This is a genomic window from Sinomonas soli (genome assembly GCF_054782415.1).
The window spans coordinates 131,651-153,891 of the sequence record NZ_BAAGSN010000006.1; the positions used below are offsets into that span (position 1 = coordinate 131,651).

Consider the following 22,241-nt stretch of genomic DNA (forward strand, 5'->3'; position numbering starts at 1 on the left):
GGGTCAGGCGCCGGCGATGCCGGTGATCGCTTCGAGCGGGACCGAGGTGCCGCCGATCGTCACCGTCGGCGCGGCTCCGGTGTAGGAGACGCTGCTGGGGGTGCCGACGGCGGCGGTGCCGTCCGCGCCGAGGTAGGTCACGGCCTTGCCGATGAGGGCCGCCGCGGCGGCGCGCTGCTGCATGCTCAGGCCCTGGGCGCTGTCCGTGGCCAGCTGGGTGAGCTTCTCCATCATGGACAGCTGCGTGGTCTGGTTGATCATCGCGTTGGTGTCCATGGGCGAGCTGGGGTCCTGGTTCTTCAGCTGCGTGACGAGCAGGTCCATGAAGACCGTCGAGTCCATGGTCTGCTTGGGGGCCCGGACCGGGGCCGACGAGGTCAGGCTCGTGCTCCCGACGGGGCCGATGGGGCTTCCGACGGAGCCGATGGGGCTGGTGCTCATGGGTGCCTTTCTCTCAGACGAGGATGTCGAGGCCAGAGGCCGTGGGGGCGGTGGTGGGCGGTGCGCCGGGCGCTGCCGGCGGCGCGCCCGGGTCCAGAGGGATTCCGCCGCTCCCCCGTCCGGAGGGGTGGCCTCCCGCGGTGCTTCCCGGCTGGCCGTGGGCGGATCCTCCCGCCGCGCCTCCCGCGGGGCCCCCGGGCTGGCTGCCGGGCTGCCCGCGGTCCCCCTGGGCTCCCGGCTGCTGCGGGGCGCCGCGCTGGGAGAGGTCGAGGCTCGCGCCGAGCCCGGTCCCGGCGAGGTCGCGGCGCAGGTCGGGCAGCACGGCGTGCACGGCGGCGCGGCCGGCGTCGGTCGGGGCGAAGAGCTCGATCCGGACCCCGTCCGGCCCGATGCGTGCCTGCACCGTGACCGGGCCGAGGTTCTCCGGGGTGACCTTCACGGTCATGAGGTGCTCGCCCGGGCCGGCCTGCGCGAGGGTCGCCACGGGTTGGGAAAGCTGGCCGGCGAACCCCTGCGGCGGCACCGCCGGGCCGCGCACGACGGCGGTCGGCAGCACCGCGCCTACCGTCGCCGCCGGGAGGGGCGCCGCGGGGAGCCCGGTGGTGGCGGCTGCTGCTGCGGCGGACGACGCGAGGTCGGCCGGCCCCTGGCCGGCCGGCGTGCCGCCAGGCAGTGTCGGAACCGACAGGGCAGAGCCACTCTGCGCCGAGCCAGGCAGAGCAGTACCACGCTGCGCCGAGCCAGGCAGAGCAGTACCAGGCTGCGCCGTACCAGACAGGGCCGTACCAGACAGGGCCGTACCAGACAGGACAGAGCCAGACAGGGCGGAGCCGGGCTGGACCGACTCCGGGCGGCCGGCGGACAGGTCCATGGGCGCGGAGCCGGACATGGCCGTGCCCGGCGCCGTCCCGGCACCGCCGAGTCTGGGCGCATTCGCGCTGCCCGCTAGGCCGAAGGCCCGGGAGGCGGATGATCCCGGAGTACCGGCCCCCATCGCCGGTGCTCCGGACGTCTGCACTGCGGCGCCAGGCCCTGCGGCTGCGGCCGCGGCTGCGGTTCCGGCCGCGACGAGCGCGGCGTCCGGGATGCCCGCCATGCCGTTGTCCCCCGCCGGAATGCCGGGCGCGCCAGTCGCGGCAGGTCCGGCCGCCATCGCGCCGCCAGTCGCCACAGCGCCGGTGCCCGCGCCGCTGCCGGGCACGCCAGCAACGGCAGGCAGCCCGACGGCCGGGGTGCCGGACGCGGCGGCGAGGCCCGCCGTCGTGCGCGCGGCGCCGGGGCCGGGGCCGGTGCCCGTGCCGGGGCCGGGAGCCTGCGCGGGACCCGCGGCGGCAGCCCCCGCATGGCCCGGGACGAATCCGGCGGGCGCCGCCGGGACCCCGGCGCCGGGTGCGGACTCGGTGTCCGCGTCGTCGTGGGAGCGGCGCGCCTCGGCAGGCCGGCTCCCAGAGTCCGGGGTCTGCCGTCCCCGGACGTCGGCGAGCGCCGCGGCGAACTGGTCCGGTCCCCCGCTCGCGGGCGTACCGCCGCGCGGGGTGGGCCGTGGGGCCGCGGCGGTCGCAGGAAGGGGCGGTGCGGCGGAGATGAGGGCGGGCATCAGGCGCCTCCGGGGTAGAGGGCGGCGACGACGGCGCGCGCCGTGGGCTCCCACCGGGCGTAGGCGCCGGGGTAGGCGGAGCGCTGCACGGCCTGGTCGGCGGCGGAGACGGGCATGCTCTGCCACCCGGGGATTGCGGTGAGGCGGTCCAGGAACATCCGGGTCGAGGCCCGGGGGTCCATCGCGTCCGCGACGGTGCCCCAGGAGAACTGGCTCCCGTTGACCTGCTGCTGGAACAGGCCCACGGAGTAGCCGTCGGTGCCCATGGCGGACGGATCGGGCGCGAGCGCCTGCGAGCCCGCGACCTTCGGGTTCCAGTACATCTTCAGCGAGGACTCCTGCAGCGCGGTGGCGATCGCGTCGACCGCGGCCTGGGCGGGCAGGCCCCGGGCACGGACCTCGCCGACGATCGTTCGGGCGTAGCCCAGCTGGGACGCGGTGAGGCCCGCCACGCCGGACGGCGCGGAGCCAGCAGCCGACCTGGTCACCGCTCCGGCGGCCGCCCCCGGCCCTGGGACTCCGCTGTCCGGCACGATCCGCCGGATCGCAGTGAGCCCGGTGTACTTCTCCCACGCGTCGCGGACCTGGATGGTCCTGCCCGGCTCGGGGGCGTCGATGGCCTTGCCGTTGCCGAGGTAGATGGCCACGTGCTCGCCGCCGAAGTCGATGAGGAGGTCGCCGGGCCTGGCGTCGGCGAGGGACGCGACGGGCGTGCCCTGGGTCATCTGGTCGTGCACGACGCGGGGCAGTGGGATGCCGAGGTCCTGGTAGACACGCTGGACGAACCCGGAGCAGTCCATGCCCGTGGCGGGGTCGGTTCCGCCCCACACGTAGGGCACGCCGACGTACTTCTGCGCCGCGGCCGCGACCTGCTCGCCCGTGACCCCGCCAGCGGCCCCGGCCGTGCTTCCGGCCGCGGCGAGGGCGGCCGTCCCGTCGGCCGGCGCCGCGGAGGCGGGGGCGAGGAGGCCCGCGAGGGCCTGGGCGAAGGCCGCGGCGGTCTGGGGCGTGGTCTGGGTGGCCGCCGGGCCGGCGCACTGCGCGGCGGCCGGGGCGGACGACGCCGGCCGTGCGGCTGCCGCGGGGTCGAACCCTGAGATGGTGGTCTGGATCTGGGCCACGCGGCCCATGGCCTCGGTGATGCTCATGCGCCACCGCTTCCCGCGCCGGGCAGGCCGCCGGGGCCGGCATCTGCGCCGGTGCCTGCCCCGTGGGCGTCCCGGAGCCGGGCGGCCGAGCCGAGCTCGTCGAGGACCACCTGCTCGGCGGCGAGCGCCGAGGCGGCGGCGGCGGCCGCGTGGCGGGCCTCGAGCTTCTCCAGGCCCACGGTGCGGGCGCGGGCGGCCCCGAACTCGCGCTCGGCCTCGTCCCGCTCGGCCTCGACCGTGGCGGTGAGGCTGCGCAGCTCGGTGAGCATGCTCATCGAGGAGGCCCGCGCGGCGGCGACGGCCAGCAGCGCGGCCGAGGTGTCGGCCTCGGACGGGATGCGCTCGGCCTCCGCGACGGACCGGCCCTCGCGCGCGGCGAGGGCGGCGAGGCGGGAGTTCGCGGCGCCGAGGTGGCCGGCGGCCTGGTCCTGCTCGAGCCGGCGCAGCCTGAGCAGGCCGGCGAGGGGGAAGGGTGCCGTCATCGGGGACCTCCGAGGATCGTGGCGAGTCGGGAGAGCCTGGCCCACGCGTCCTCGGACGCGGTGCGCTCGTCGAGGCCCTGGCGCAGGAACGCGTCGATCTCCCCGGCGTGGTCGAGGGCGGCGTCCACGAGGGGGTTGCCGCCGCGCTGGTACGCGCCCACGTCGATGAGGTCCTGGGCGGCCGTGCGGGCCGCGAGCACCCGGCGCAGGGCCGCGGCCCATGCGGTGCGCTCGGGCGCGTTGACCTTGGCTGCCACGCGGGAGACCGAGCCGAGGACATCGATCGGCGGGAAGTGGCCCATGACGGCGAGCTTGCGCTCGAGCACCACGTGCCCGTCGAGGATGGAGCGGGCGGCGTCGGCCACGGGTTCATTGTGGTCGTCGCCGTCCACGAGGACCGTGTAGATGCCCGTGACGGAGCCGGTGCGCGCGGTCCCGGCCCGCTCGAGCAGCCGGGCAAGGAGGGCGAAGGTTGACGGCGGGTAGCCTCGCGTGGCGGGCGGCTCGCCGGCCGAGAGGCCGATCTCGCGCTGGGCCATCGCCACGCGCGTGAGGGAGTCCATCATGAGCAGGGCGTGGGCCCCCTGCTCGCGGAACGACTCGGCGATGCGCGTGGCGGTCGAGGCCGCCCGCAGGCGCATGAGCGCGGGCTCATCGCTGGTGGCGACCACCACGACCGAGCGGGCCAGGCCCTCGGGGCCGAGATCGTCCTCGAGGAACTCGCGGACCTCGCGGCCGCGCTCCCCCACGAGGGCGATCACGGAGACCTCCGCCTCGGTGCCGCGCGCCACCATGGACAGGAGCGAGGACTTGCCCACGCCGGAGCCGGCGAACAGGCCGAGGCGCTGGCCCCGGCCCACCGTGGCGAGCGTGTCCAGGACGCGGACGCCGGTCTGCAGGGGCATGTCGATCCGGGCCCGCTCGAGCGCGGACGGCACGGTGCCCTCGTCGGGGACGCGGGGGCCGGGGATGGGACCGCGCCCGTCGATGGGACGGCCGAGGCCGTCGAGGACGCGGCCGAACAGCGCCGGCCCCGTGGGGACGAGCGAGCCGCCGCGGCGGCCCCGCACCGGGTGGCCCACCCGGAGGCCGGCGAGCGGTCCGAGGGGCATGCAGGTGAGGGTACCCCGCGCGGAGGCGACCACCTGGGCCCCGGTGACGGAACCGGCGTCGCCCGCGATCTCCACGAGGTCCCCGACGGCGCAGCCGAGCCCGGCGACCTCGAGCCCGAGGCCGCGGACGGCGGTGACGGTGCCGACCCGTTTGGGGGCCGCGGCGGCGACGGCGCCGGGGAGGCCCTGCAGGACGCTCATGCGCGGGCTCCGGGCGAGTGGGCCTCAGGCGGCGGGGCTTCGTGGTCCGACGCCGTGAGGGCGGCGGCTGCGCGGGCGAGGGCGGTGGCGATCCGGGCGTCGAGCTCACCGTCGGGGTAGACGGCCACGGCGTCGCCGCGGGCGAGGGACGGGTCCGGCTCGAGGACAACGCCCGCGGGCACCGGGGCCGCGGCCTGGCGGAGGAGTGCGAGGTCCGCCGGGTGGAGGCGGACGGAGAGGACGGCGGCCGCGTCCGGTGCGGTCAGGGCGCGGGCGAGGGCGGCCCGGGCGCTGCCCGGGGCGTCGCCCAGTTCCCGGCCGATCACGGCCTCCGCGACCGCGAGCGCCGCGGCGGCGAGCTGGGCCTCGGCCTCGGCGAGGACTGGGGCGGTGCGCGATTCGAGGGCGCGGGCGGCCGCGGCGAGGACGGCAACGGCGGCCTCGGCCCGCGAGCGCGCAACGGCGAGCGCGGCCGCGTGCTCGGCCCGGCGCTCCTCCTCGCGCTCGCCGGCCTCGGCCGCGGCGCGGCGCAGCCCGGCGGCGTACCCGGCGGCGTGGCCGCGCGCGTAGCCCTCCGACTCCCCGGCCGGGCCCAGGTCCGGGAACACGACCGGGCGCACCGGTGCACCGGGCAGGGGGGCGCCGAGGTTCACCGTGTCAGTAGACAAGGTCGTCCTCCTCGCCGCGGCGCATCGTGATGGCCCCGGTGGCCTCGAGCTCGCGGATCGAGCGCACGATCTCCGCGCGCGCCTCCTCCACCTCGGAGGCCCGCACCGGGCCCAGGGCCGCGATCTCGGAGGTGAGGATGTCCCGGTTGCGGTCGGAGACGTTGCCGGTGATCGCGTCCAGCACGGGCTGGGAGGCGCCCTTCATCGCCCGGGCGAGCAGGCCGGCGTCGACCCCGCGGAGGATGAGCTGGATGTCCTTGCGCTCGAGCTTGACGATGTCCGCGAAGGTGAGCATCTTGGAGCGGACCTCCTCGGCCAGCTCGGGGTCGCGCTCGGCGAGCCCGTCCAGGACGGTGCGCTCGGTGGCCACGTCGGAGCGATTGATGATGTCCACGAGGGGCTGGACGCCGCCCATGACCTCGACCTGCCGCTGGCCCGGGGTCAGGACCGTTCCGGTGCGGGCGCGCAGGCTCTCGGCCACGACGCTGACGGCCTCGGGGGTGGCGGAGCCCATGGTGGCCAGGGCGTGCGCGACGTCCGTGGCCTGCGCCGGGCCGAGGCCGGCGACCACGTGGGAGGCCTGCTCGGGCCGCAGGTGGGCGAGCACGAGGGCGATCGTCTCGGGCAGCTCCCCGTCGAGGAGGGTCAGCAGCTGCGCTGGGTCCACGGTGTCGAGGAACTCGAAGGACTTCCCGGCCATGGTGGAGGCGAGCCGGTCCATGACGCCCGCGGCCCGGTCGGGGCCGAAGGAGGATTCGAGGAGGCCGACGGCGAAGTCCCGGCCCCCGCGGGTCATGCGCCGCCCCGAGACCGCGATCTCGTGGAACTCGGCGATGACCTCGTCGGAGACCGCGGGGTCCACGCGGCTGAGGCGGACGATCTCGGCGGCGATGTCCTCCGCCTCGGCCTCGGTGAAGTGGGCCATCACCTTCGCGGCGGACTCGGGGCTCATCTGCATGAGCACGATCGCGACCTTCTGCGTCCCCGTGAGCCGGAGCTCTCCGACGGCCGCCAGTGCGGGCGTCATACCGTCTGCCTCTCGTCCATGAGCCCGCGCAGGTACTCGGCGGTCTTCTGCGGGTCGGTGGCGCCCAGCCGATCGACCTGGGCGCGGCGCCGCTCGGCGTCGAGCACCTCCTCGCCGGGATCGGGCAGGGCCGGCACGAGCGGCTCCACCGCCGGGAGGGCAGTCGTGACGGAGGGCTCGATGGCGACGGGCACGGGCAGCTCGTCGAGGAGGATGTCCCCGCCGAGCTCCATCGGCTCGCGGGCGGCCATGCGGCGCCGGCGCATCGACAGCAGCACGGCCGCGACGATGAGCGCCAGCAGCGCCACCCCGGCCCAGATCATGGTGGTCAGCAGCTGGCCCTGCAGCCTGGCGGCCTCGTCGGCCTGCTGCTGGGCGAGCGCGGCCTTGGCCTGGTCCGCCGCGGCGGTGCTGAACGGCACCACCTGCATCGAGAGGACGTCCCCGCGGGTCGTGTCGATGCCGGCGGCGGCGGAGACGAGCGCGTTGAGGTTCTGGATGTTCACTCCGTTAGCGGCCGAGGAGTTGACCGCGACGGAGACGGACTGGCGCTTGAGCGCCCCGGCGGGGATGGTGCGGTCCTCGGTGACCTTGTTCACCGCGTTGTCCCGGGTGTCCTTGGTCGAGTCATACGTGCCGTTGCCGCCGGCCGCGCCCGAGGGCACGGCGATGTTGTCCGGCCCGAGCACCCCGGAGGCGCCCGAGGCGCCCGTGCCGCTGTACTTCTCGGTGGTGGTCGACTGGCTCAGGGGGGCCGCCGAGGCGCTCGCGTAGGTCTCCGACTTCTGCTGCGCCGACTGCTGGTCCACCTCCGGCACCACGGCCACGGTCGCGTTGCCCGGGCCGAGCACGCGGTCGAGCACGGCCTGGACGGCGGTCTGGGTGCGCTGCTGGTAGTCCGCGGCCTGCTTGGCGCCGTTCGCGCTCAGGCCCGCGCCGACGGCGGAGAGCACGTTGCCCTGGGCGTCCACCACGGAGACGTTGGCGGCCTTGAGGCTCGGCACGGCCGCCGACGTGAGGTGCACGATCGCCTCGACCTTGTCCGCCGAGAGGGTCTGCCCGGGCACGGTCTCGACGAATACGGACGCCGTGGGGTCGACCTGCTGGGACGTGAACACCGTCTTCTGGGGCAGGGCGAGCTGCACCGTGGCGGCCTTGACGCCGTCGAGGTGCGAGATCGTGGTGCCCAGCTCGCCCTCGATGGCCCGCTTGTAGGTGACGTCCTGCTGGAACTCGGAGGAGGTCACGCCCATCTTGTCCAGGAGCGAGTAGCCCGTGGCCGGGGCGGCGGGGAGGCCGGCCGAGGCGGCCTTGAGCCGCTCGTCGTAGACCTTCTCCTGCGGCACGAGCACCGTGGCCCCGCCGTCGGCGAGCTGGTACGGGACGTTGTCCTTGCCGAGCTGGGCCACCACGGCGCTCGCGTCCGAGCTCTGCAGCCCGGTGAACAGCGGCGCGTAGGTGGGCCGGGTCAGCCACGAGACCAGGGCCACGGTGCCCAGCGCCAGGACCGCGAGGCCGATGACGGCGAGGGTCCGCTGCCCCGTCGTGAAGCCCCTGACGGTGACCCCGAGGCGCCTGCCCGCGGCCAGGAGGAACGGCGGCATCAGCCCTGCATCCTCATGATCTCGTTGAACGCGTCCACGCCCTTGTTGCGCACGGTCGCCGCGAGCTCAAGGGTGACCTGGGCCCGGGTCGCGGCGATGGTCGCGTTGTGGATGTCATCCAGGTTCCCGGTCACCGCCTGGACGGAGAGCTGGTTCGAGGTGGACTGGAGCTGCTGCAGGTTGTCCACCGCGCCGGCGAGGCTCGCCGCGAAGCCGCCGCCCGCCGTCGTGCCCGCCGCGGTTCCGGTGACGCCTGCGGCGCCGGTGATCCCGTCGAGGCCCTGCACGCCCTGCAGCGGGGAGACCGGTCCGATGGGTGCGATGCTCATGATGACTTGCCGATCTGCAGCGCTGACTCGTACATGGTGCGGGCCCGGTCCACGACCTGGGCGTTGGCCTGGTAGCCGCGCTGGGCCATGATGAGCGAGCCCATCTGCTCGTTGAGGTCGATATCCGGGTAGCGCACGTAGCCCTGCGCGTCGGCCACGGGGTTGGAGGGCTCGTAGACCATGCGCCCGGTCGCGCTGCCCTGCGGAGTGCTCTTGACGTACACGCCCGAGGTGCCGGGGCCGGCCTGCGCCTCGATGAAGCGGGCCTGGAACGCGGGCCCGCTCGTGGGGGCGGCGTCGTTGACGTTGGCGAGGTTGTCCGAGATGGCGTCGAGCCACTTGCGGTGGACCGTGAGGGCGGTGCCGGCGATCCCGATCGCGTCGAAGGTCATCAGGCCGTCCTCATCGCCGTGCGGATCCCGGTGAACTGCGCGTTGATCGCCTGCGAGGCGAACTGGTAGCGCAGCACGGTGTCGACGTTGGAGAGGGTCTCCGTGTCGAGGTTGACGTTGTTGCCGTCCGTGCGGGTCGGCTCCGCGGAGACGGAGGTGGTCGCCGACGCGCGGCCGTCGCCGGCCTGGACGGACGCGGCGAGCGCGGACTCGAACGACACGCGCTGGGCGTGGTAGCCGGGGGTGTTGACGTTGGCGATGTTGTCCGCGATGGCGCGCTGGCGCTGCGAGAGTCCGTCGAGGGCGCTGGTGAGCGCGGCGGACGTCACGGATTCGAGCACAGTTCTCCTGCCCAAGAGGAACGCGAGAGGGGGGCCGGTCCGTGGCCTGGTCTGCGAGCAATCCGTGCTCGCAGGGCATTATCGGCAGGGTGGGCGCGGGCGTTAGCGCTCGGGCGGCTCAGCCTTGGACGTCGAGGTACACCGGGGCGTCGCGCCGCGCCGAGGGGACGGCCCGGAGCGCGCCGAGGTGGGTCGCCGCGTTGGAGCGCGCCTCGGCGAGCCGGGCCGCGAGGTCCTGCTGGGCGGCTTCGAGGGCGCGGGCGCGCTCGGCGAGGTGCTCCGGCAGCGGGCCGAGGGCGGCCGGTGCTGTCCAGCGCACGACGGCGGGTGGGAGCCCCGCGCGGGCGGGCCGGCCGGCGTCGTGCGCGCCGGGGAGGGGGCCGCCGAGCAGCTGCCCGGCGGCGGCGAGGTCCGACTCGAGGGCCGCGAGGACCGCCTCCCAGGCCTGCGTCTGGACGTCCGTGGCCTGCTCAGCCAACGGCGTACCCCTGGGAGGACTCGATGCCGGCGGATTCCTGCTCGGCGACCACGCCGGCGGCGGCGTGCCAGGACTGCTGGAGCGGCTCGAGGAGGGTGATCGCCTCGCGGGTGCGCTCGGGGTCGCGGTGGATGTTGGCGTTGACGAGGGCCACCCGGACGTACTCGTAGATGGCCCGCAGGCCGTCGGCGCCGTCCCACACGCCCGGCCGGAGGGTCGCGGTGAGCTCGGCGATGATGTCCTGCGCGTGCAGGAGGTTGTCGCTCGCCGCCTGCCAGTCCGCGGCGCCCTGGGCGACCTCGGCGCGGCGCAGGTCCAGCAGGAGCCGGTCGTAGAGCATGGTCAGCAGCCGGGCAGGGCTCGCGGACAGCACCGCGTCCCGGGTGTACTGCTGCCGAGCGTAGGATGCGCCTCTCACGGGCGGTCCCCTTTCTTCGGGCTCACTTCGAGCTCTGGCTGTAGGTCGGGAGCCCCGCGATCTGGCTCGTGAGCCAGGACTGCTGGGACTTGAGGGTTCCGAGGGCGGTGTCCATCGCGTTGTACACCGCGGTGAGGGACGCCCTGCGGTCGGCCAGGCGCTGGTCCCAGTCGCTGATCTGGGTGCCGAGGTCGTTGACGGCGCTCTGGCGCCCGGCAATGAGCGAGGTGATCGAGCCGGTGACCGGGTCCGAGGCGTTCGTGGCCGCGGTGGCGACGCGGCCGGCGATCTCCGCGAGGGCGGCCTGGGTCCCGGCGGGGTCCGCCGCGAGGGCCGCGGAGAACTTGGCCGAGTCGAAGGAGAAGGTGCCGTCGCGCTGGATCACGATGCCGATCTGCGATGGCGACTGCCCGTTCGAGGTCGGCAGGTACACGGCGTCCGTGATGGCCGAGCCGACGGCGCGCACGCTCGAGTCGCCCGTGAAGAGGCCGCCGGACGCGGACGTCACCCCCGAGGAGCTGCTCGTCGTCGTGACCGCCGAGTTGCTCGCGATCGTGTTCAAGAGGTCGTTGACCGAGGCGACGAGGTCGCTGGCCTGCTTCGAGATCCCGGCCGCATCGCTCGCGACGGTCACGCCCACGCTGCTGCCCACGGCCCCCGCGGAGGCGGTGACGTTCACGCCCGGGAGCAGGTTCGTGAACGTGTTGGTGGCCGAGGTGATGGTCTGCTGGGCGGCCGCGCCCGCATAGAGCGTCGCCTTGGCGTCCTGCGCGGAGGTCACGACGGCGGCCCCCGGCTGGGACATGAGGTCGGTCGCCGTGCCGGCACTCACGTCCGCGGACGTGCCCTGGTAGGCGGTGAAGGCGCCCGCGGCGCCCGACTGCGTGGCGGTGAGCTGGAGGCGGTAGAGCGGGTTGCCGCTCGCGTCCGTGCCCGAGGCGACCTTGAGGGCCTTCGCGGGGCCGCCAGAGGCGTTGATTGCCGTGACCACGTCATCGAGGGACGTGCTCGCCGGCGTGATCTGGGTCTGCCTGCCCGTGGAGTCGACGAGGGTGAGCGCCGAGGGCGCCCCGGTCGAGTCGGTGGGCCACGAGGCCATGGCAGCGGTGACGTCGACCTGGGTCTGGGCGAGCTGGTTGACCGTGACGTTGAACGTGCCCGCCGTCGCCGTGGTGCCGGCTGTGGCGGTCACGGCGGTGTTGTCCGTCGTGGCCGTGAAGAGGTTGGTCGCCCCGGGCGCAGAGATCTTCGTGGCGAGGTCGCCGAGCGCGGAGGCCTTCGTGTTGAGGCCCTGGAGGGCGGTGATCATGCTCTGCTGGTCGGATTGGGCCTGCTTGAGCTGCTGCTGGGGCAGCGCCTCGACGTTCATGAGCGAGGTGATGATGGACGTAATGTCCAGACCGCTGCCCAGTCCGTTGACCGAGACTCCCATGGTAGTGCTCCTTCGGTCCGGCGCGGTGCCGGCCGAGGCCGCGCCGCGTCAGGGGTGGGACGCCGAGGGCGGCCAGGCCGTGGAGGGCCTGGCCGCCGCGGGCGCTACTGCACTGATCAGCCGAGGAGCTTGAGGATGCCCTGGCCGGACTGGTTGGCTTGGGCGAGCATCGCCGTGCCGGCCTGCGAGAGGATCGAGTCCTTCGTGTAGTTGACCATCTCGGACGCCATGTCGGTGTCCGCGATGTGCGACTGAGCGGCCGCGAGGTTCTGCGCGGAGACATTCGCGATGTTCATCGCGTGGGACAGGCGGTTCTGGGATGCACCGAGATCAGAACGCTGGGCCGAGATCGCGGCGATCGCCGTGTCAATGCTCCCAATCGTCGTCTGCGCCGTCGTGTTGCTCGTGACGTCGAAGCCTGTGCCGGCGGTGGTCCCGTCCGTCGACGCGAGGCTGCCGACGCCCGTGGCGACGTCCGCGAGGTTCACGGTGATGGTGGAGTTGGCATCGCTACCGGAGCCGATCTGGAAGTTCTGGGTACCACCCTTGAGAAGGTTGTTACCGTTGAAGTTCGTGCCGTTCGTGATGCGGTAGAGCTCCTTGCTGAGAGCATCCGCCTCCTTCTGGATCGACCCGCGCGAAGCAGTGTTGTTCGAGTCGTTTGCGCCCTGCACCGCGAGGTCGCGCATGCGCTGCAGGATCGAGGTGACCTCTCCCATCGCACCGTCCGCGGTCTGGATGACGTTGATGCCGTCCTGGGCGTTGCGGGCGGCCACGCCATAGCCGTTGACCTGGGACTTGAGGCCCTCGGAGATCGAGAGGCCCGCGGCGTCGTCGGCGGCGGTGTTGATGCGGAGACCGCTCGAGAGCTTGGCCATGGAGCTGGCCATCTCGATGGAGGTCTTGTTGAGGTTCTGGTAGGCCTGCATGGCCGAAAGGTTGGTGTTGACGGTCAGTGCCATCGTGGGTTCCTCCGTGACTGGTGATGTGTACTGCTCCGGGCCCGTCCGTGGGCCCTCAACCGCACCTATCGGCGGCCCCGGGGAACGCGTTAGCTGCGCGCTGGAAAATTGTGCCCGGCTAATTTTTCGGCCTGCCCTGCCGACAGTCCTCTGTACACGGCGCGCCTGCGCGCCACGCACCCGGCACTGTTGCCTCATGGATGAGGAGTTGGCCAAGGAATGGCGATCCACGACCTGTCGGCCCAGCTCTGGCGCGAGCGCGAGCTGCTGGACCTGCTGACGTTCAAGCTCGAGGAGGAGCAGCTGCTGCTGACCGCGGGGAAGACGCGGTGGCTCTCGCACGCGACCCGCGAGGTCGAGCATGTCCTCGAGCGCCTCCAGGCGGTCGGTCTGGAGCGCGCGGTGACGGCCGCCGCCGTCGCCCGTGAGTGGGGGCTGGACGAGGAGGCGACGCTCCGTGACCTCGCGGCCGGCGCGCCCGACGCCGCGTGGGCGGACATCCTCTCGGCCCACCTCAAGGCGATGACGGACCAGGCCGCCCTGATCCGGCAGCTGCGCGATGCGAACGCCCAGTTCCTGCGCGCGGCCGCCCGGTCCACCCAGGAGACCCTCGCGGAGACCGAGGCGTCCGTCACCACCCTCTACGATGCGCGCGGGCGCTCGGCTGCCCAGGGCAGCGCGCGCCTGTTCGACCAGAACCTCTGAGCGGATAGGACCCCCGTGAGCACCTTCGGCGCCCTCAACACAGCCTACCGCGGCCTCTCCGCCGCCCAGCAGGCCATGGACCTCGCCGGCCACAACATCTCCAACGCCGGCACCGAGGGCTACACGCGCCAGCGCATCGAGCAGTCCTCCGTGGCAGCGCCCGCGGCGATGGGCCTCGCGACGGCCGGCCCCCAGGTGGGCCAGGGCGTCTCGGTGGACCGGATCGCCCGCCTCGGCAACGCCCTCCTGGACGCCTCCGCCCGCACCACCGCGGCCACCGCTGGGTACACGGCGCAGCGCTCATCGGCCTACCAGCAGATCGAGGCGGTCCTCCAGGAGCCCGGCAGCGACGGGCTGTCCGCCAGGCTCCAGTCCTTCTGGTCGGCGTGGCAGGACGTGGCCAACCAGCCCGGCCAGCCCGCGCCGGCGAGCGCCCTGATCCAGGCCGGGAACCAGATCGCCTCGACCCTCTCCGCCGGCTACGGCGCCCTCGACGCCCAGTGGTCCGCCTCCCGCGCCGACGCGCAGTCCATGGTCGCCTCGCTCAACGACGCCGCCGCCCAGGTCGCGGCGCTGAACAAGAGCATCCGCTCCACGCTCGGGGCGGGCGGCTCGCCCAACGAGCTCATCGACGCCCGTGCCAGGCTCACCGAGTCCATCGCCTCCCTCGCCGGCGGCACGGTGCGCGAGGAGGGGGACGGCACGGTCACGGTCTACCTCGGCGGGAACGCGCTCGTGAGCGGCGACTCCGCCCGGTCCGTGCAGCTCGCCGGCGCCGCCACCATGGCGGACGCCGCCTCGGGTGCCCCCACCCTCGTGTGGGCGGACCGCCCGGCGCAGGCGGTGGGGCTCGACGGCGGGTCGATCGCCGGGGCGCTCTCCGTCCTCGCGCCCGCAAACGGCGGCAGCGGCGGAGCGATCGCCGAGGCCGCCGCCCAGTACAACGCGGTCGCCGCGTCCCTGGCCGCCTCGGTCAATGCGGTCCACAGCGCCGGGCAGACCTCGACCGGCGCCCGCGGCGGGGCCTTCTTCGCCCTCTCCGCCTCGCTCCCTGCCGCGCAGGGCCTCACCGTTGCGGTGAGCGGCGCGGACCAGATCGCGGCCGGCGCGCCGGGAGGGGGCGCCCTCGACGGCTCCACCGCAGACGCGATCGCCCAGCTCGGCCTCGCCCCGGGATCGCCCGACGCCGGCTGGGCCGCGTTCGTCACGGCCACGGGGTCCGCCTCCCGCGCCGCCCAGCAGCAGGGCGACCTCGCGGACACGGCCGCGGCGAACGCGAAGCAGGCCCAGACCTCCAACGCGTCGGTCAGCCTCGACGAGGAGAACGTGAACCTCCTCGCGGCGCAGCACGCCTACCAGTCGGCGGCCCGCGTCCTCACGGCGGTCGACCAGGCCCTCGACACCCTCATCAACCACACCGGAACGGTAGGACTGTAGCCATGCTGCGCGTGACAGACCAGACCATGACCCTCGCGGCCCAGCGCGCCCTCGGCGCCCGGCAGGCGAGGCTCGCCGCGGCCCAGGCCACCGCCAGCTCCGGCACCCGCATCACGCGGCCCTCCGACGACCCCGTGGGCACCGGGGAGGCGCTGCGGGTACGCGCCCAGATGGCCGCCGGGGCGCAGTACAAGCGGAACATCGACGACGGGACCGCCTGGCTCGGCACCCTCGACTCCGCCCTCGGCTCGGCGACCGACCTGCTCCGGCGGGTCCGCGACGCCACGATCCAGGGCGGCAACGGCTCGCTCAACCAGGACGGCCGGAACGCCCTCGCCACCCAGATAGACTCCCTCCGGCAGGACCTGCTGGCCACCGCCAACACCCAGTACATGGGCCGCAGCGTCTTCGCCGGGACCTCGGACGCCGCGAGCGCGTTCACGGACGGGACCCCGCCCACCTTCAACGGCACCCAGGGAGGCACCGTGCAGCGCCGGATCGGCCCCGACCAGACCGTCCGCGTGGACGCCGACGGCGCCGCCGCCTTCGGGACGGGCCCCGGCTCCGTCTTCGCGGTGCTGGACGGCATCGCCGCCGATCTCCGCTCGGGTGCGGACCCGACGTCGCGCCTCACCGCGCTCGACGACGGCATGAAGGCTGTGGCCGCTGCCCGCTCCGACGTGGGCGGCCGGCTCTCCCAGCTCAGCCGCGCCGGCCAGGCCACCGCGGACGCCGCCACCTCGCTCGAGGCGCGCCGCAGCGGCATCGAGGACATGGACCTCGGCAAGGCCGTGCTGGACCTCCAGCTGCAGCAGACCGCGTACCAGGCTGCCCTCGCCGTCACCGCCAAGGTGCTCCAGCCGAGCCTGACGGACTTCCTCCGGTGAGCGCGCTCGCCTTCGCGGAGCCGCTCCCCGGCCTTGCCCCGCACACGGACTGGGTGCTCGAGGCGGTCGACGGCGCCCCCGGCCTCTTCAGCCTCTGCCCCCCGGCGGACCCGGCGATCAGGCTCTTCGTCCTCGACGCCGCGGTGTACGTGCCGGGCTACTCCCCCGACGTCGCCGGGCCGGCCGCCCGTATCGGCCTGCGCGAGCAGGACCGCCCGCGCATCCTCGTCGTCGCGACCCCGGCCGGCGGCGCCACGACCGTGAACCTCGCGGCTCCGGTGCTGGTCAACGACGCCGACGGACGGGCGGTGCAGGCCGTGCTCGACGGCTGGCCCGTGCGGGCCGGACTCGGCGCGCAGTAGGGCCGGACAGCAGGCGCCTCCGGCCGGCGGACCCGCTGGTCCTAGTTCCCGCGGCCACCCTGGCCGCTGCCCTGGTTCCCGCGGCCACCCTGGCCGTTGCCCTGGTTGCCGTTGCCCTTGGCAGGGCCGTTCCCCTTGGCAGGGCCGTTCCCGTTCCAGTTCCCCGGCCCCGCGGATACGGAGATCCCGTAGGGGTCCGTCAGACCGAGGATCCGGTCGAGGGTGCTCACGAGCTGCCCGGCGGCGGACGCAGCGCTGTTGCCCTGTCCGTTGCCGCCGCCACGGCCGTTCGCGTACCCATTGCCCTGGCCGTACCCATTGCTCTGGCCGTACCCGTTGTCCTGGCCGTTCCCATTGACTTGGCCATTCCGCTGTGAGGCGGCGCCGCCCTGGCCGCGGCCGTTCGGCCCCGGGCCCTGGGCGTTGTCCCCAGCGCCGTCGCCGTTCGAGTCCGCGGGCCCCTGGCCCTTCCCCAGCGCCGCGGCCTGGCCGCCCGAGGAGTCGCGGCCCTGGGCGGGTGCGCTGCCCTTCCCCGAACCGTCGGGGCCGCCGTCAGGGCTTCCGCCGTCTCCGCCCCGATCGGCGGCGGGTCCCGCGTCGGCCGGTGCCTTCGCAGCCGGGGTGAGCACGACGGCGGAGGGGTCGCCGCAGGCACCAGTGGCGCAGGGATCGAGGGACGGCATCGCCACCGGCTCGACGCCGGCGGCACTCGCGGGCGGAGCCGGAGAGGCGGAGGCGGGCGCGGCACGGAGCGCGGCAGCCGATGCGCTGGCCCGCGCCGACTGGACGGAGGCACCGTACTGCTGGAGCGGCCCGTTCATGGCCGCCTGCAGTGTGCTGACGCCGCAGAATGTCAGAACAGCTGTCCCCCCGACCACTGCCGGCAGCTGCCACATCAACTTCTTCATTTTTCAGCCTTGATGTCGCGCGGCCGTTCATCCGGCCCTCACGCAGACCTTACACTGTGACCAGTGGTGCTGGTGCCACTGGTGCTGGCGGGACCACGGGGGACTAAGGGGGTTGTGTCGTGGACACAGGCGTTCTCCGGCGGCAGGCGGCCGCCGCGTTCGAGGCGCTCGGGGCGCCCGACCATCTTACGCTCGACTCGCTCGCCGAGCGGATCGAGCTGCATCGCGGCCGGAAGATCGTGGTCCGCGCGGTCGATCATCTCGGGGCGGACAAGATCTCGGGGCTATGGCTCTCGCTGCCCGCGGCAGAGCTCGTGCTCCATGCCAAGACCGGCTCGGAGCTGCATCGCGAGCAGATCATCCTCCACGAGCTGGCCCACATGGTGCTCCAGCACGACCTCCTCGAGGGCGAGGACCGCCATCTCGCGTCGCTCCTGCCCGACCTGGACCGCAGCATCGTGTCCCGGGTCCTGGCTCGCTGCCGCCGCCAGTCGGAGCCCGAGATCGTCGCCGAATCCCTCGCCGACCTGTTCGCCGGGGCCATCGCCCGCGGCCGGCGGGCGCGCCGGGACGAGCCCCTCAACTTCCGGGGCGTGTTCGGATGACCCCGCTCGCCGCCGCGACGGCTGCACTGTGGATCCTGGTCCTGACCCGGCTTGGGCCGTTCCTGCGCAGACGCGGGGACCTCGTCTTCGCCGCGGCCCTCGCCGGCGCCGCGGCAGCGGTCCTCATGGCGCCCGCGGTGAGCGGCGCCGTCTTCGGCGGGGGCGCGGCGGTGCCCACGGTCGGCTCCCTCATCATGCTCGCGCTCGGGCTCGTGCGCGCGGCGATCGTCCGCGCCGTCGTGCTGCCGGCAGACCAGGCGTCGGTGCTGCAGCGCGGCCTGCTGCAGACCGCCGCGGCGATGACGGCGTACTGCTCGGCCTACGCCTGCGCGGTCGCGGTGGGCGCCGTCCCGCTGCGCGGCCTCCCCGCAGGACCCGAGGCCCAGGTGGACGTCGGGGTGTTCGTGTTCACGACGACGCTCTCCATCTACGTCATCTTCGCCGCGGTCCAGATTGCGCTCGTGTGCCTGCGCTACGTGCCCCAGATGGCGTCCGGCCTGTTCAGGACCGGCTTCACCACGGTGGCCGTGGGTTGCGGCTCAGCCGTGGCGGGCATGGTGGCCAACGTGCTGCGCGAGGCCGGCGACCTCACCTCGGTGGGCCTCGACGCCGGGCCCGCGCTCGAGGCCTCCTTCGAGTGGTTCGCCGGCTGCGCCGGCGTGCTGCTGCCGCTCGGGCTCGCCCTCCCCTCGCTGACGCGGTGGGCCGACGCCTGGCAGGTGTACGAGCGATACTGCCTGCTGCGCCTGGACCGGGTCTGGCGGCGCGCGGCCGACGCCAACCTCGTGATGGACGCGCTCACGGCGCCCCTCAGCGGTGTGGTCAGCAGGGACCCCAGGTCGCGCCTGCACCGCGCCCTGGTCGAAATCATGGACAGCGAACTCGCCGCCGGCGGCTCGCTCCTGACATCATCGGAATCGAGACTCGTCAAGAAATCGGAGGAAGCCTTCTATGCCTGAGCATCTCCCGCCGGAGCCACAGGAAGTCTTGGCGGAACGCCTCAACACGCTCCTCGACGTCGTGGCTGCCGAGGGCGGCAACCGCTACACCTTCCCGGAGATCAAGACCGCCATGGAGGCCCGTGGCGTGCACATCTCCCGGCAGCGCTGGCACTACATGCGCGCCGGCACCGGTCCCATGACCACGGACACTCCCCTCCTCGAAGCCCTCGCGGATTTCTTCGGGGTGCCCGTGTCCTTCCTGACCGACGCGGACGCCGAGGTGCCCTCGCGCGTGACGGCCCAACTCGAGCTGCTCCGCACGCTCAAGGAGGCCGAGGTCAAGAACTTCGCGGCCCGCGCCCTCACCAGCGACCTCTCCCCCGAGACGCTCCTGGAGATCCGCGACATCATCGACCAGACCCTCAACCGCCAGTCCCACGACCACGACTGAGCCGGGCACGACTGAGCCGGGACGGCACGGCGCCTGGCCCGCCTCGTGACGTGAAAGGGCCGCGGCCCCTGCGGGCCGCGGCCACGGTGAAGGATGACTCGCTCAGTGCGAGGGCATCACGCGGTGGTGCCTGGCGTCGTTGGCCGGTTTGAAGGCCGCAGCTGTCACTCCAGCGGCGATGATGCCGGCGATCCACGAGGTCCAGGACGCTCCCATGTGAGTCGTGTACATGCCCATCCACGGGGACACGAACAGCAGGACGCCCAGCGCGCACTGCACGTATTCGAGCCACGGTGTGCCGGGCAACGACAGGTTGAGGACGCCCGACGCGATCAGCAGGATCCCGAACACGAGCATGAGCGAGGTCGACGACGCAGTCTGCGACGTCCACATCGTTGCAAGCGCCGCGTAGAGGCCGCAGATGAGCGCGACGTAGTCCTCCCAGCGCGTCCACTTGTTCATGGGTTGCTCTCCTCCCAACTCTCCACCCCCGGTCCCCCCGGGGGACTCGGTCAGTGCTCGGCTGGTCGGTGCAGATGCGCCGGCGCATCGCGCTGGCCACTTCCAGTACACGCCGGAGAAGGCCCCCTGTAAAGGGCGAAAGTCCCCTAGCTGCGGGTCAGCTCCTGCGCGTCGAGGGACTCCCCCGCCTGCTCGTCGCCCTGGGTGTGCAGCACCATCACCGGGCAGGAGGCGTGCTCGGCCACGGCTCGGCTCACCGACCCGAGGAGCATCCCCATGAAGCCTCCGAGGCCGCGGGAACCGACCACGAGCATGGTGGCGTCCCGGCTGGCCCGTACGAGGACCTGGGCCGGGCGTCCCTGGACCGTGAACGCCCTCAGGCCCTCCGGCTGGTGCTCCCCGTAGGCCTCCTGGAGCGAAGACTGCAGCACCGTCGCGGCGTCCTCCTCCGGGTTCCAGTCGATGCCGGGGTACGAGACGTAGCCAGCGCTGCTGGTGGGAATGTGCCAGGCCGCGATCGCCGTGATGGGGCCGCCCAGCGTGGGTGCGAGCCGCGCCGCCCACTTGAGGGCCTCGATCGAGAGGGGCGAACCGTCGACGCCGACGACAATCCCTTGGACGGGGGCAGAATCCTGTGCTTCGCTCATGGCCAGAGCCTAGGGCCCCCGTTCGCCCGGGGGCTAGGGAACTTGGGCCCCGGTGCCCGGCCGGCACAACTGGGCCCCGGGCCCTCGGGAGTCCCGGCCCTACTGAACCCCGGCGATCTGCGACCAGAGCGCCAGGACGCCGCACACGGCCATGGCGGCTGCTGTGGCCCAGCCCAGCACATTGGAAAGCAGTCCGTTGCGGGCGTTGCCCATGATCGTCCTGCTGCGCGCGATGAGGAGGACCACCACGAGGAAGGGCGCGGCGGCCACCGCATTGATCATGGCGCTGAGCACGAGCATCGTCATCGGGTTGTGGGAGATGCTCGCAAGCAGCGTGCCGCCAACCGTACCGACGAGCACGAGCCCGTAGAACACCGGCGCCCTGCGGAGACTGCGCTCGAACCCCCACGACTTTCCTGTCAGGCTGCTCAGGCCGATGCACGCGGCGGAGGCGAGCACCGGGACGCCGAGGAGACCGGTCCCGATGAATCCCACGGCGAACACCGCGCCGGCCAGCGGCCCCGCGATCGGGGCGAGGGCCTTGGCTGCGTCAGCCGCCGTCTGGATCGACTGTCCGTGCTGTCCCAACGTGGCCCCGGTGGCCACAATGACGGCGAACATCACCACCACCGAGAGGGTCATTCCCGTCACGACGTCGACCCGGCGCTGGCGGCGCCGCCGGTGGGCACGGTGGAGGGGAATGTCCCGGCCGGGCACGGCAGAGGGGCCTCCATGGCGCTTTTCGGCGCGCATCTCCTCGATCCTCTGGCCGCTCTCCCAGAAGAAGAGGTAGGGCGAGATCGAGGTGCCGAAGACGCCGGCGACGAGCCCCCAGTACGGGAGATCGCCCGTGACCCGCTGGAAGGAGAGTCCTCTCACGACCTCGAGCCAGCTGACGTGGGCCACGAACATCACGGCCACGTAGGTGAAGAGCGCGAGGCAGAGGCCCGTGAAGATGCGGGAGACAATCCTGTACGAGCCCGCGACGAGGAGCACGGCGATGGCGATGCCCGCGAGGGCGCTCCACAACTGAGCGGGACCGGCGCCGAGGATCTCCATTCCTCCCCCCACTGCCATGAGGTCGGCGGACAGGTTGATGGTGTTCGCCACCATCAGGAGGACGAGGAGGACTCCGACGGTGACCTTTCCCGCGCGGGGGAAGCGGTCCCGAACGATCGCCCCGATGCTCTTGCCGGTCGCGGATGCCGTGCGATCGGACATCTCCTGGGCCGCGATCATCAGCGGGAGCACGACCGGGGCCGTCCAGGCCATGCCGAAGCCGTACAAGGCTCCGGCCTGGGCGTACGTGGCGATGCCGGAGGGATCGTTGTCCGAGGCGCCCGTGACCACCCCGGGCCCGAGGGTTTTCGCCGCCCGCTTCCACCACGGGCCGGGCCCCTTCCCGTCTGCGCCGGGCCCCTTCCCGTCTGCGTCAGTGCGCCGGCCGCCCATAGGGTCGCTCACTCGCCCGGCAGTCCGCGCGCCTCGGGGTCGCGCGGCTCGTGCCCCTGATGCGTGTGCACCTCATGCGTGCCGTGGTCGTCCGTGCCGTGGCCCGGCTCAGCCTCCCGCTCCTGGACCGCCGCCTCTGTCTCGGGCAGCTTGGTGGGGTCCGGGAAGCGTGAGATGGCGGCCGGCACGGCGAGGAACATCATGATGCAGAGCACACACAGGACACCCCCTGCCACGAGGGACTGCCACCGCCCGAGCACCACGTCGAAGATGAGCGACGAGGTGCCCGTGATGAGCAGGGCGGCCAGACCGAGGGCCACCTTCGCCGCCCACGACCCGCTCGCCACGAGGCGGTCCTTCACTTGCTTGCGGAAGAGCCACCGGTGCACGCTCAAGGGCGTGAGCACCACGAGGAGGGCGATCGCCGCGACCACGACCAGCACGAGGTAGAGCGTGCGCGCGTAGTCATCCAGCGCGGTGAAGCGGGCCTGGAACGGCAGCGTCATGAGGAATCCCGCAATGAGCTGCAGGCCAGTCTGCAGGATGCGGAGCTCCTGCAGGATCTCGGCCCAGTTGCGGTCCAGCTTCTCCGCGTACGTCTCGCGGCGGTGGTAGAGGAGGTGGCGCTGGGACTTGCGCTCGGAGGAACGCTCAGTGGTTCCGGAGGGCATCGGCAGACTCACTCATGCGCAGGGAGGCGTGCCCCTTCACGCGCAGCCCCTCGTACATCTGCGGACCCTTGACGCTCGGAG

General features: G+C 73.4%; 27 protein-coding genes. 7 read left to right on the forward strand and 20 right to left on the reverse strand.

The genetic code is table 11. From position 1 onward, the window contains the following. Positions 1-3: 3 nt before the first annotated feature. The 15 genes from ACYVKZ_RS06255 to ACYVKZ_RS06325 all read right to left on the reverse strand — a co-directional run bounded on the left by ACYVKZ_RS06255 (position 4) and on the right by ACYVKZ_RS06325 (position 12,632). Positions 4-441 (reverse strand): flagellar hook assembly protein FlgD, encoded by a 438-nt coding sequence (locus ACYVKZ_RS06255; protein WP_460991204.1) that lies wholly within the window; start codon positions 439-441, stop codon positions 4-6. A 13-nt stretch (positions 442-454) separates the two neighbouring features. Beyond that, entirely contained in the window at positions 455-2,038 is a 1,584-nt protein-coding gene (locus ACYVKZ_RS06260; protein WP_460991205.1) for a flagellar hook-length control protein FliK, read from the reverse strand. After that, positions 2,038-3,186, reverse strand: a complete 1,149-nt coding sequence (locus ACYVKZ_RS06265) for a C40 family peptidase (RefSeq protein ID WP_460991206.1) — start codon at positions 3,184-3,186, stop codon at positions 2,038-2,040. The genes ACYVKZ_RS06260 and ACYVKZ_RS06265 overlap by 1 nt, the downstream gene beginning before the upstream one ends. Then, positions 3,183-3,668, reverse strand: a complete 486-nt coding sequence (locus ACYVKZ_RS06270) for a hypothetical protein (RefSeq protein WP_460991207.1) — start codon at positions 3,666-3,668, stop codon at positions 3,183-3,185. The genes ACYVKZ_RS06265 and ACYVKZ_RS06270 overlap by 4 nt, the downstream gene beginning before the upstream one ends. Next, on the reverse strand, positions 3,665-4,981 hold the full coding sequence (locus tag ACYVKZ_RS06275) for a FliI/YscN family ATPase (protein ID WP_460991208.1): 1,317 nt from the start codon (positions 4,979-4,981) through the stop codon (positions 3,665-3,667). The genes ACYVKZ_RS06270 and ACYVKZ_RS06275 overlap by 4 nt, the downstream gene beginning before the upstream one ends. Beyond that, positions 4,978-5,649 (reverse strand): FliH/SctL family protein, encoded by a 672-nt coding sequence (locus tag ACYVKZ_RS06280; protein ID WP_460991209.1) that lies wholly within the window; start codon positions 5,647-5,649, stop codon positions 4,978-4,980. Before ACYVKZ_RS06280 ends, ACYVKZ_RS06275 begins: the two co-directional genes overlap by 4 nt. Beyond that, positions 5,639-6,676: a flagellar motor switch protein FliG gene (gene fliG / locus ACYVKZ_RS06285; protein ID WP_460991210.1), complete on the reverse strand. Its 1,038-nt coding sequence runs from the start codon at positions 6,674-6,676 to the stop codon at positions 5,639-5,641. The genes ACYVKZ_RS06280 and fliG overlap by 11 nt, the downstream gene beginning before the upstream one ends. Then, positions 6,673-8,280 carry a flagellar basal-body MS-ring/collar protein FliF gene (gene fliF / locus ACYVKZ_RS06290; RefSeq protein ID WP_460991211.1) on the reverse strand — a complete coding sequence of 536 codons (1,608 nt, stop codon included), beginning with the start codon at positions 8,278-8,280 and terminating at the stop codon, positions 6,673-6,675. Before fliF ends, fliG begins: the two co-directional genes overlap by 4 nt. Next, positions 8,280-8,609 carry a flagellar hook-basal body complex protein FliE gene (gene fliE / locus ACYVKZ_RS06295; RefSeq protein ID WP_460991212.1) on the reverse strand — a complete coding sequence of 110 codons (330 nt, stop codon included), beginning with the start codon at positions 8,607-8,609 and terminating at the stop codon, positions 8,280-8,282. Before fliE ends, fliF begins: the two co-directional genes overlap by 1 nt. After that, on the reverse strand, positions 8,606-9,001 hold the full coding sequence (locus ACYVKZ_RS06300; RefSeq protein ID WP_460991213.1) for a flagellar basal body rod protein FlgC: 396 nt from the start codon (positions 8,999-9,001) through the stop codon (positions 8,606-8,608). Before ACYVKZ_RS06300 ends, fliE begins: the two co-directional genes overlap by 4 nt. Continuing rightward, positions 9,001-9,342: a flagellar basal body rod protein FlgB gene (locus ACYVKZ_RS06305; RefSeq protein ID WP_307007411.1), complete on the reverse strand. Its 342-nt coding sequence runs from the start codon at positions 9,340-9,342 to the stop codon at positions 9,001-9,003. Before ACYVKZ_RS06305 ends, ACYVKZ_RS06300 begins: the two co-directional genes overlap by 1 nt. 118 nt (positions 9,343-9,460) lie before the next feature. After that, on the reverse strand, positions 9,461-9,820 hold the full coding sequence (locus tag ACYVKZ_RS06310) for a hypothetical protein (RefSeq protein ID WP_460991214.1): 360 nt from the start codon (positions 9,818-9,820) through the stop codon (positions 9,461-9,463). Further along, complete coding sequence (gene fliS, locus ACYVKZ_RS06315; RefSeq protein ID WP_460991215.1) at positions 9,813-10,238, reverse strand: flagellar export chaperone FliS; 426 nt, start codon at positions 10,236-10,238, stop codon at positions 9,813-9,815. The genes ACYVKZ_RS06310 and fliS overlap by 8 nt, the downstream gene beginning before the upstream one ends. 22 nt (positions 10,239-10,260) lie before the next feature. Next, positions 10,261-11,670, reverse strand: a complete 1,410-nt coding sequence (gene fliD / locus ACYVKZ_RS06320; protein WP_460991216.1) for a flagellar filament capping protein FliD — start codon at positions 11,668-11,670, stop codon at positions 10,261-10,263. Between the two features lie 116 nt (positions 11,671-11,786). Next, positions 11,787-12,632 carry a flagellin N-terminal helical domain-containing protein gene (locus ACYVKZ_RS06325; protein ID WP_460991217.1) on the reverse strand — a complete coding sequence of 282 codons (846 nt, stop codon included), beginning with the start codon at positions 12,630-12,632 and terminating at the stop codon, positions 11,787-11,789. Positions 12,633-12,851: 219 nt separating this feature from the next. Here ACYVKZ_RS06325 and flgN point away from each other — a divergent pair, with 219 nt between their 5' ends. The 4 genes from flgN to ACYVKZ_RS06345 are packed head-to-tail and all read left to right on the forward strand — an operon-like array spanning position 12,852 to position 16,023. Beyond that, positions 12,852-13,337: a flagellar export chaperone FlgN gene (gene flgN / locus ACYVKZ_RS06330; RefSeq protein WP_460991218.1), complete on the forward strand. Its 486-nt coding sequence runs from the start codon at positions 12,852-12,854 to the stop codon at positions 13,335-13,337. Positions 13,338-13,352: 15 nt separating this feature from the next. After that, positions 13,353-14,774, forward strand: coding sequence for a flagellar hook-associated protein FlgK (gene flgK / locus ACYVKZ_RS06335; RefSeq protein ID WP_460991219.1), 1,422 nt, complete (start codon positions 13,353-13,355; stop codon positions 14,772-14,774). Between the two features lie 2 nt (positions 14,775-14,776). Continuing rightward, positions 14,777-15,661, forward strand: a complete 885-nt coding sequence (flgL, locus tag ACYVKZ_RS06340) for a flagellar hook-associated protein FlgL (protein ID WP_460991220.1) — start codon at positions 14,777-14,779, stop codon at positions 15,659-15,661. Continuing rightward, positions 15,658-16,023, forward strand: a complete 366-nt coding sequence (locus ACYVKZ_RS06345) for a flagellar assembly protein FliW (RefSeq protein WP_460991221.1) — start codon at positions 15,658-15,660, stop codon at positions 16,021-16,023. The genes flgL and ACYVKZ_RS06345 overlap by 4 nt, the downstream gene beginning before the upstream one ends. 41 nt (positions 16,024-16,064) lie before the next feature. On the opposite strand, the gene ACYVKZ_RS06350 is transcribed toward ACYVKZ_RS06345, so the two are convergent. Beyond that, complete coding sequence (locus ACYVKZ_RS06350) at positions 16,065-16,844, reverse strand: hypothetical protein (RefSeq protein ID WP_460991222.1); 780 nt, start codon at positions 16,842-16,844, stop codon at positions 16,065-16,067. Between the two features lie 206 nt (positions 16,845-17,050). On the opposite strand from ACYVKZ_RS06350, the gene ACYVKZ_RS06355 reads away from it, so the two are divergent. From ACYVKZ_RS06355 to ACYVKZ_RS06365, 3 genes are read left to right on the forward strand one after another with little or no spacing between them, the layout of a single operon-like run. Next, positions 17,051-17,536: a hypothetical protein gene (locus tag ACYVKZ_RS06355; RefSeq protein ID WP_460991223.1), complete on the forward strand. Its 486-nt coding sequence runs from the start codon at positions 17,051-17,053 to the stop codon at positions 17,534-17,536. Next, on the forward strand, positions 17,533-18,495 hold the full coding sequence (locus ACYVKZ_RS06360) for a hypothetical protein (RefSeq protein WP_460991224.1): 963 nt from the start codon (positions 17,533-17,535) through the stop codon (positions 18,493-18,495). Before ACYVKZ_RS06355 ends, ACYVKZ_RS06360 begins: the two co-directional genes overlap by 4 nt. Next, a complete protein-coding gene (locus ACYVKZ_RS06365) occupies positions 18,488-18,928 on the forward strand; it encodes a hypothetical protein (protein ID WP_307007399.1) in 441 nt (146 codons plus the stop codon). Before ACYVKZ_RS06360 ends, ACYVKZ_RS06365 begins: the two co-directional genes overlap by 8 nt. 102 nt (positions 18,929-19,030) lie before the next feature. Here the strand turns inward: ACYVKZ_RS06365 and ACYVKZ_RS06370 are convergent, their stop codons facing one another. The 4 genes from ACYVKZ_RS06370 to ACYVKZ_RS06385 form a co-directional block, all read right to left on the reverse strand. After that, positions 19,031-19,390 carry an SPW repeat protein gene (locus tag ACYVKZ_RS06370; protein ID WP_460991225.1) on the reverse strand — a complete coding sequence of 120 codons (360 nt, stop codon included), beginning with the start codon at positions 19,388-19,390 and terminating at the stop codon, positions 19,031-19,033. Between the two features lie 146 nt (positions 19,391-19,536). After that, complete coding sequence (locus tag ACYVKZ_RS06375; RefSeq protein WP_460991226.1) at positions 19,537-20,037, reverse strand: universal stress protein; 501 nt, start codon at positions 20,035-20,037, stop codon at positions 19,537-19,539. A gap of 99 nt (positions 20,038-20,136) precedes the next feature. Further along, positions 20,137-21,387, reverse strand: coding sequence for an Nramp family divalent metal transporter (locus ACYVKZ_RS06380; protein ID WP_460991227.1), 1,251 nt, complete (start codon positions 21,385-21,387; stop codon positions 20,137-20,139). A gap of 110 nt (positions 21,388-21,497) precedes the next feature. Continuing rightward, entirely contained in the window at positions 21,498-22,160 is a 663-nt protein-coding gene (locus ACYVKZ_RS06385) for a DUF6328 family protein (RefSeq protein WP_460991228.1), read from the reverse strand. Between the last annotated feature and the right edge of the window lie 81 nt (positions 22,161-22,241).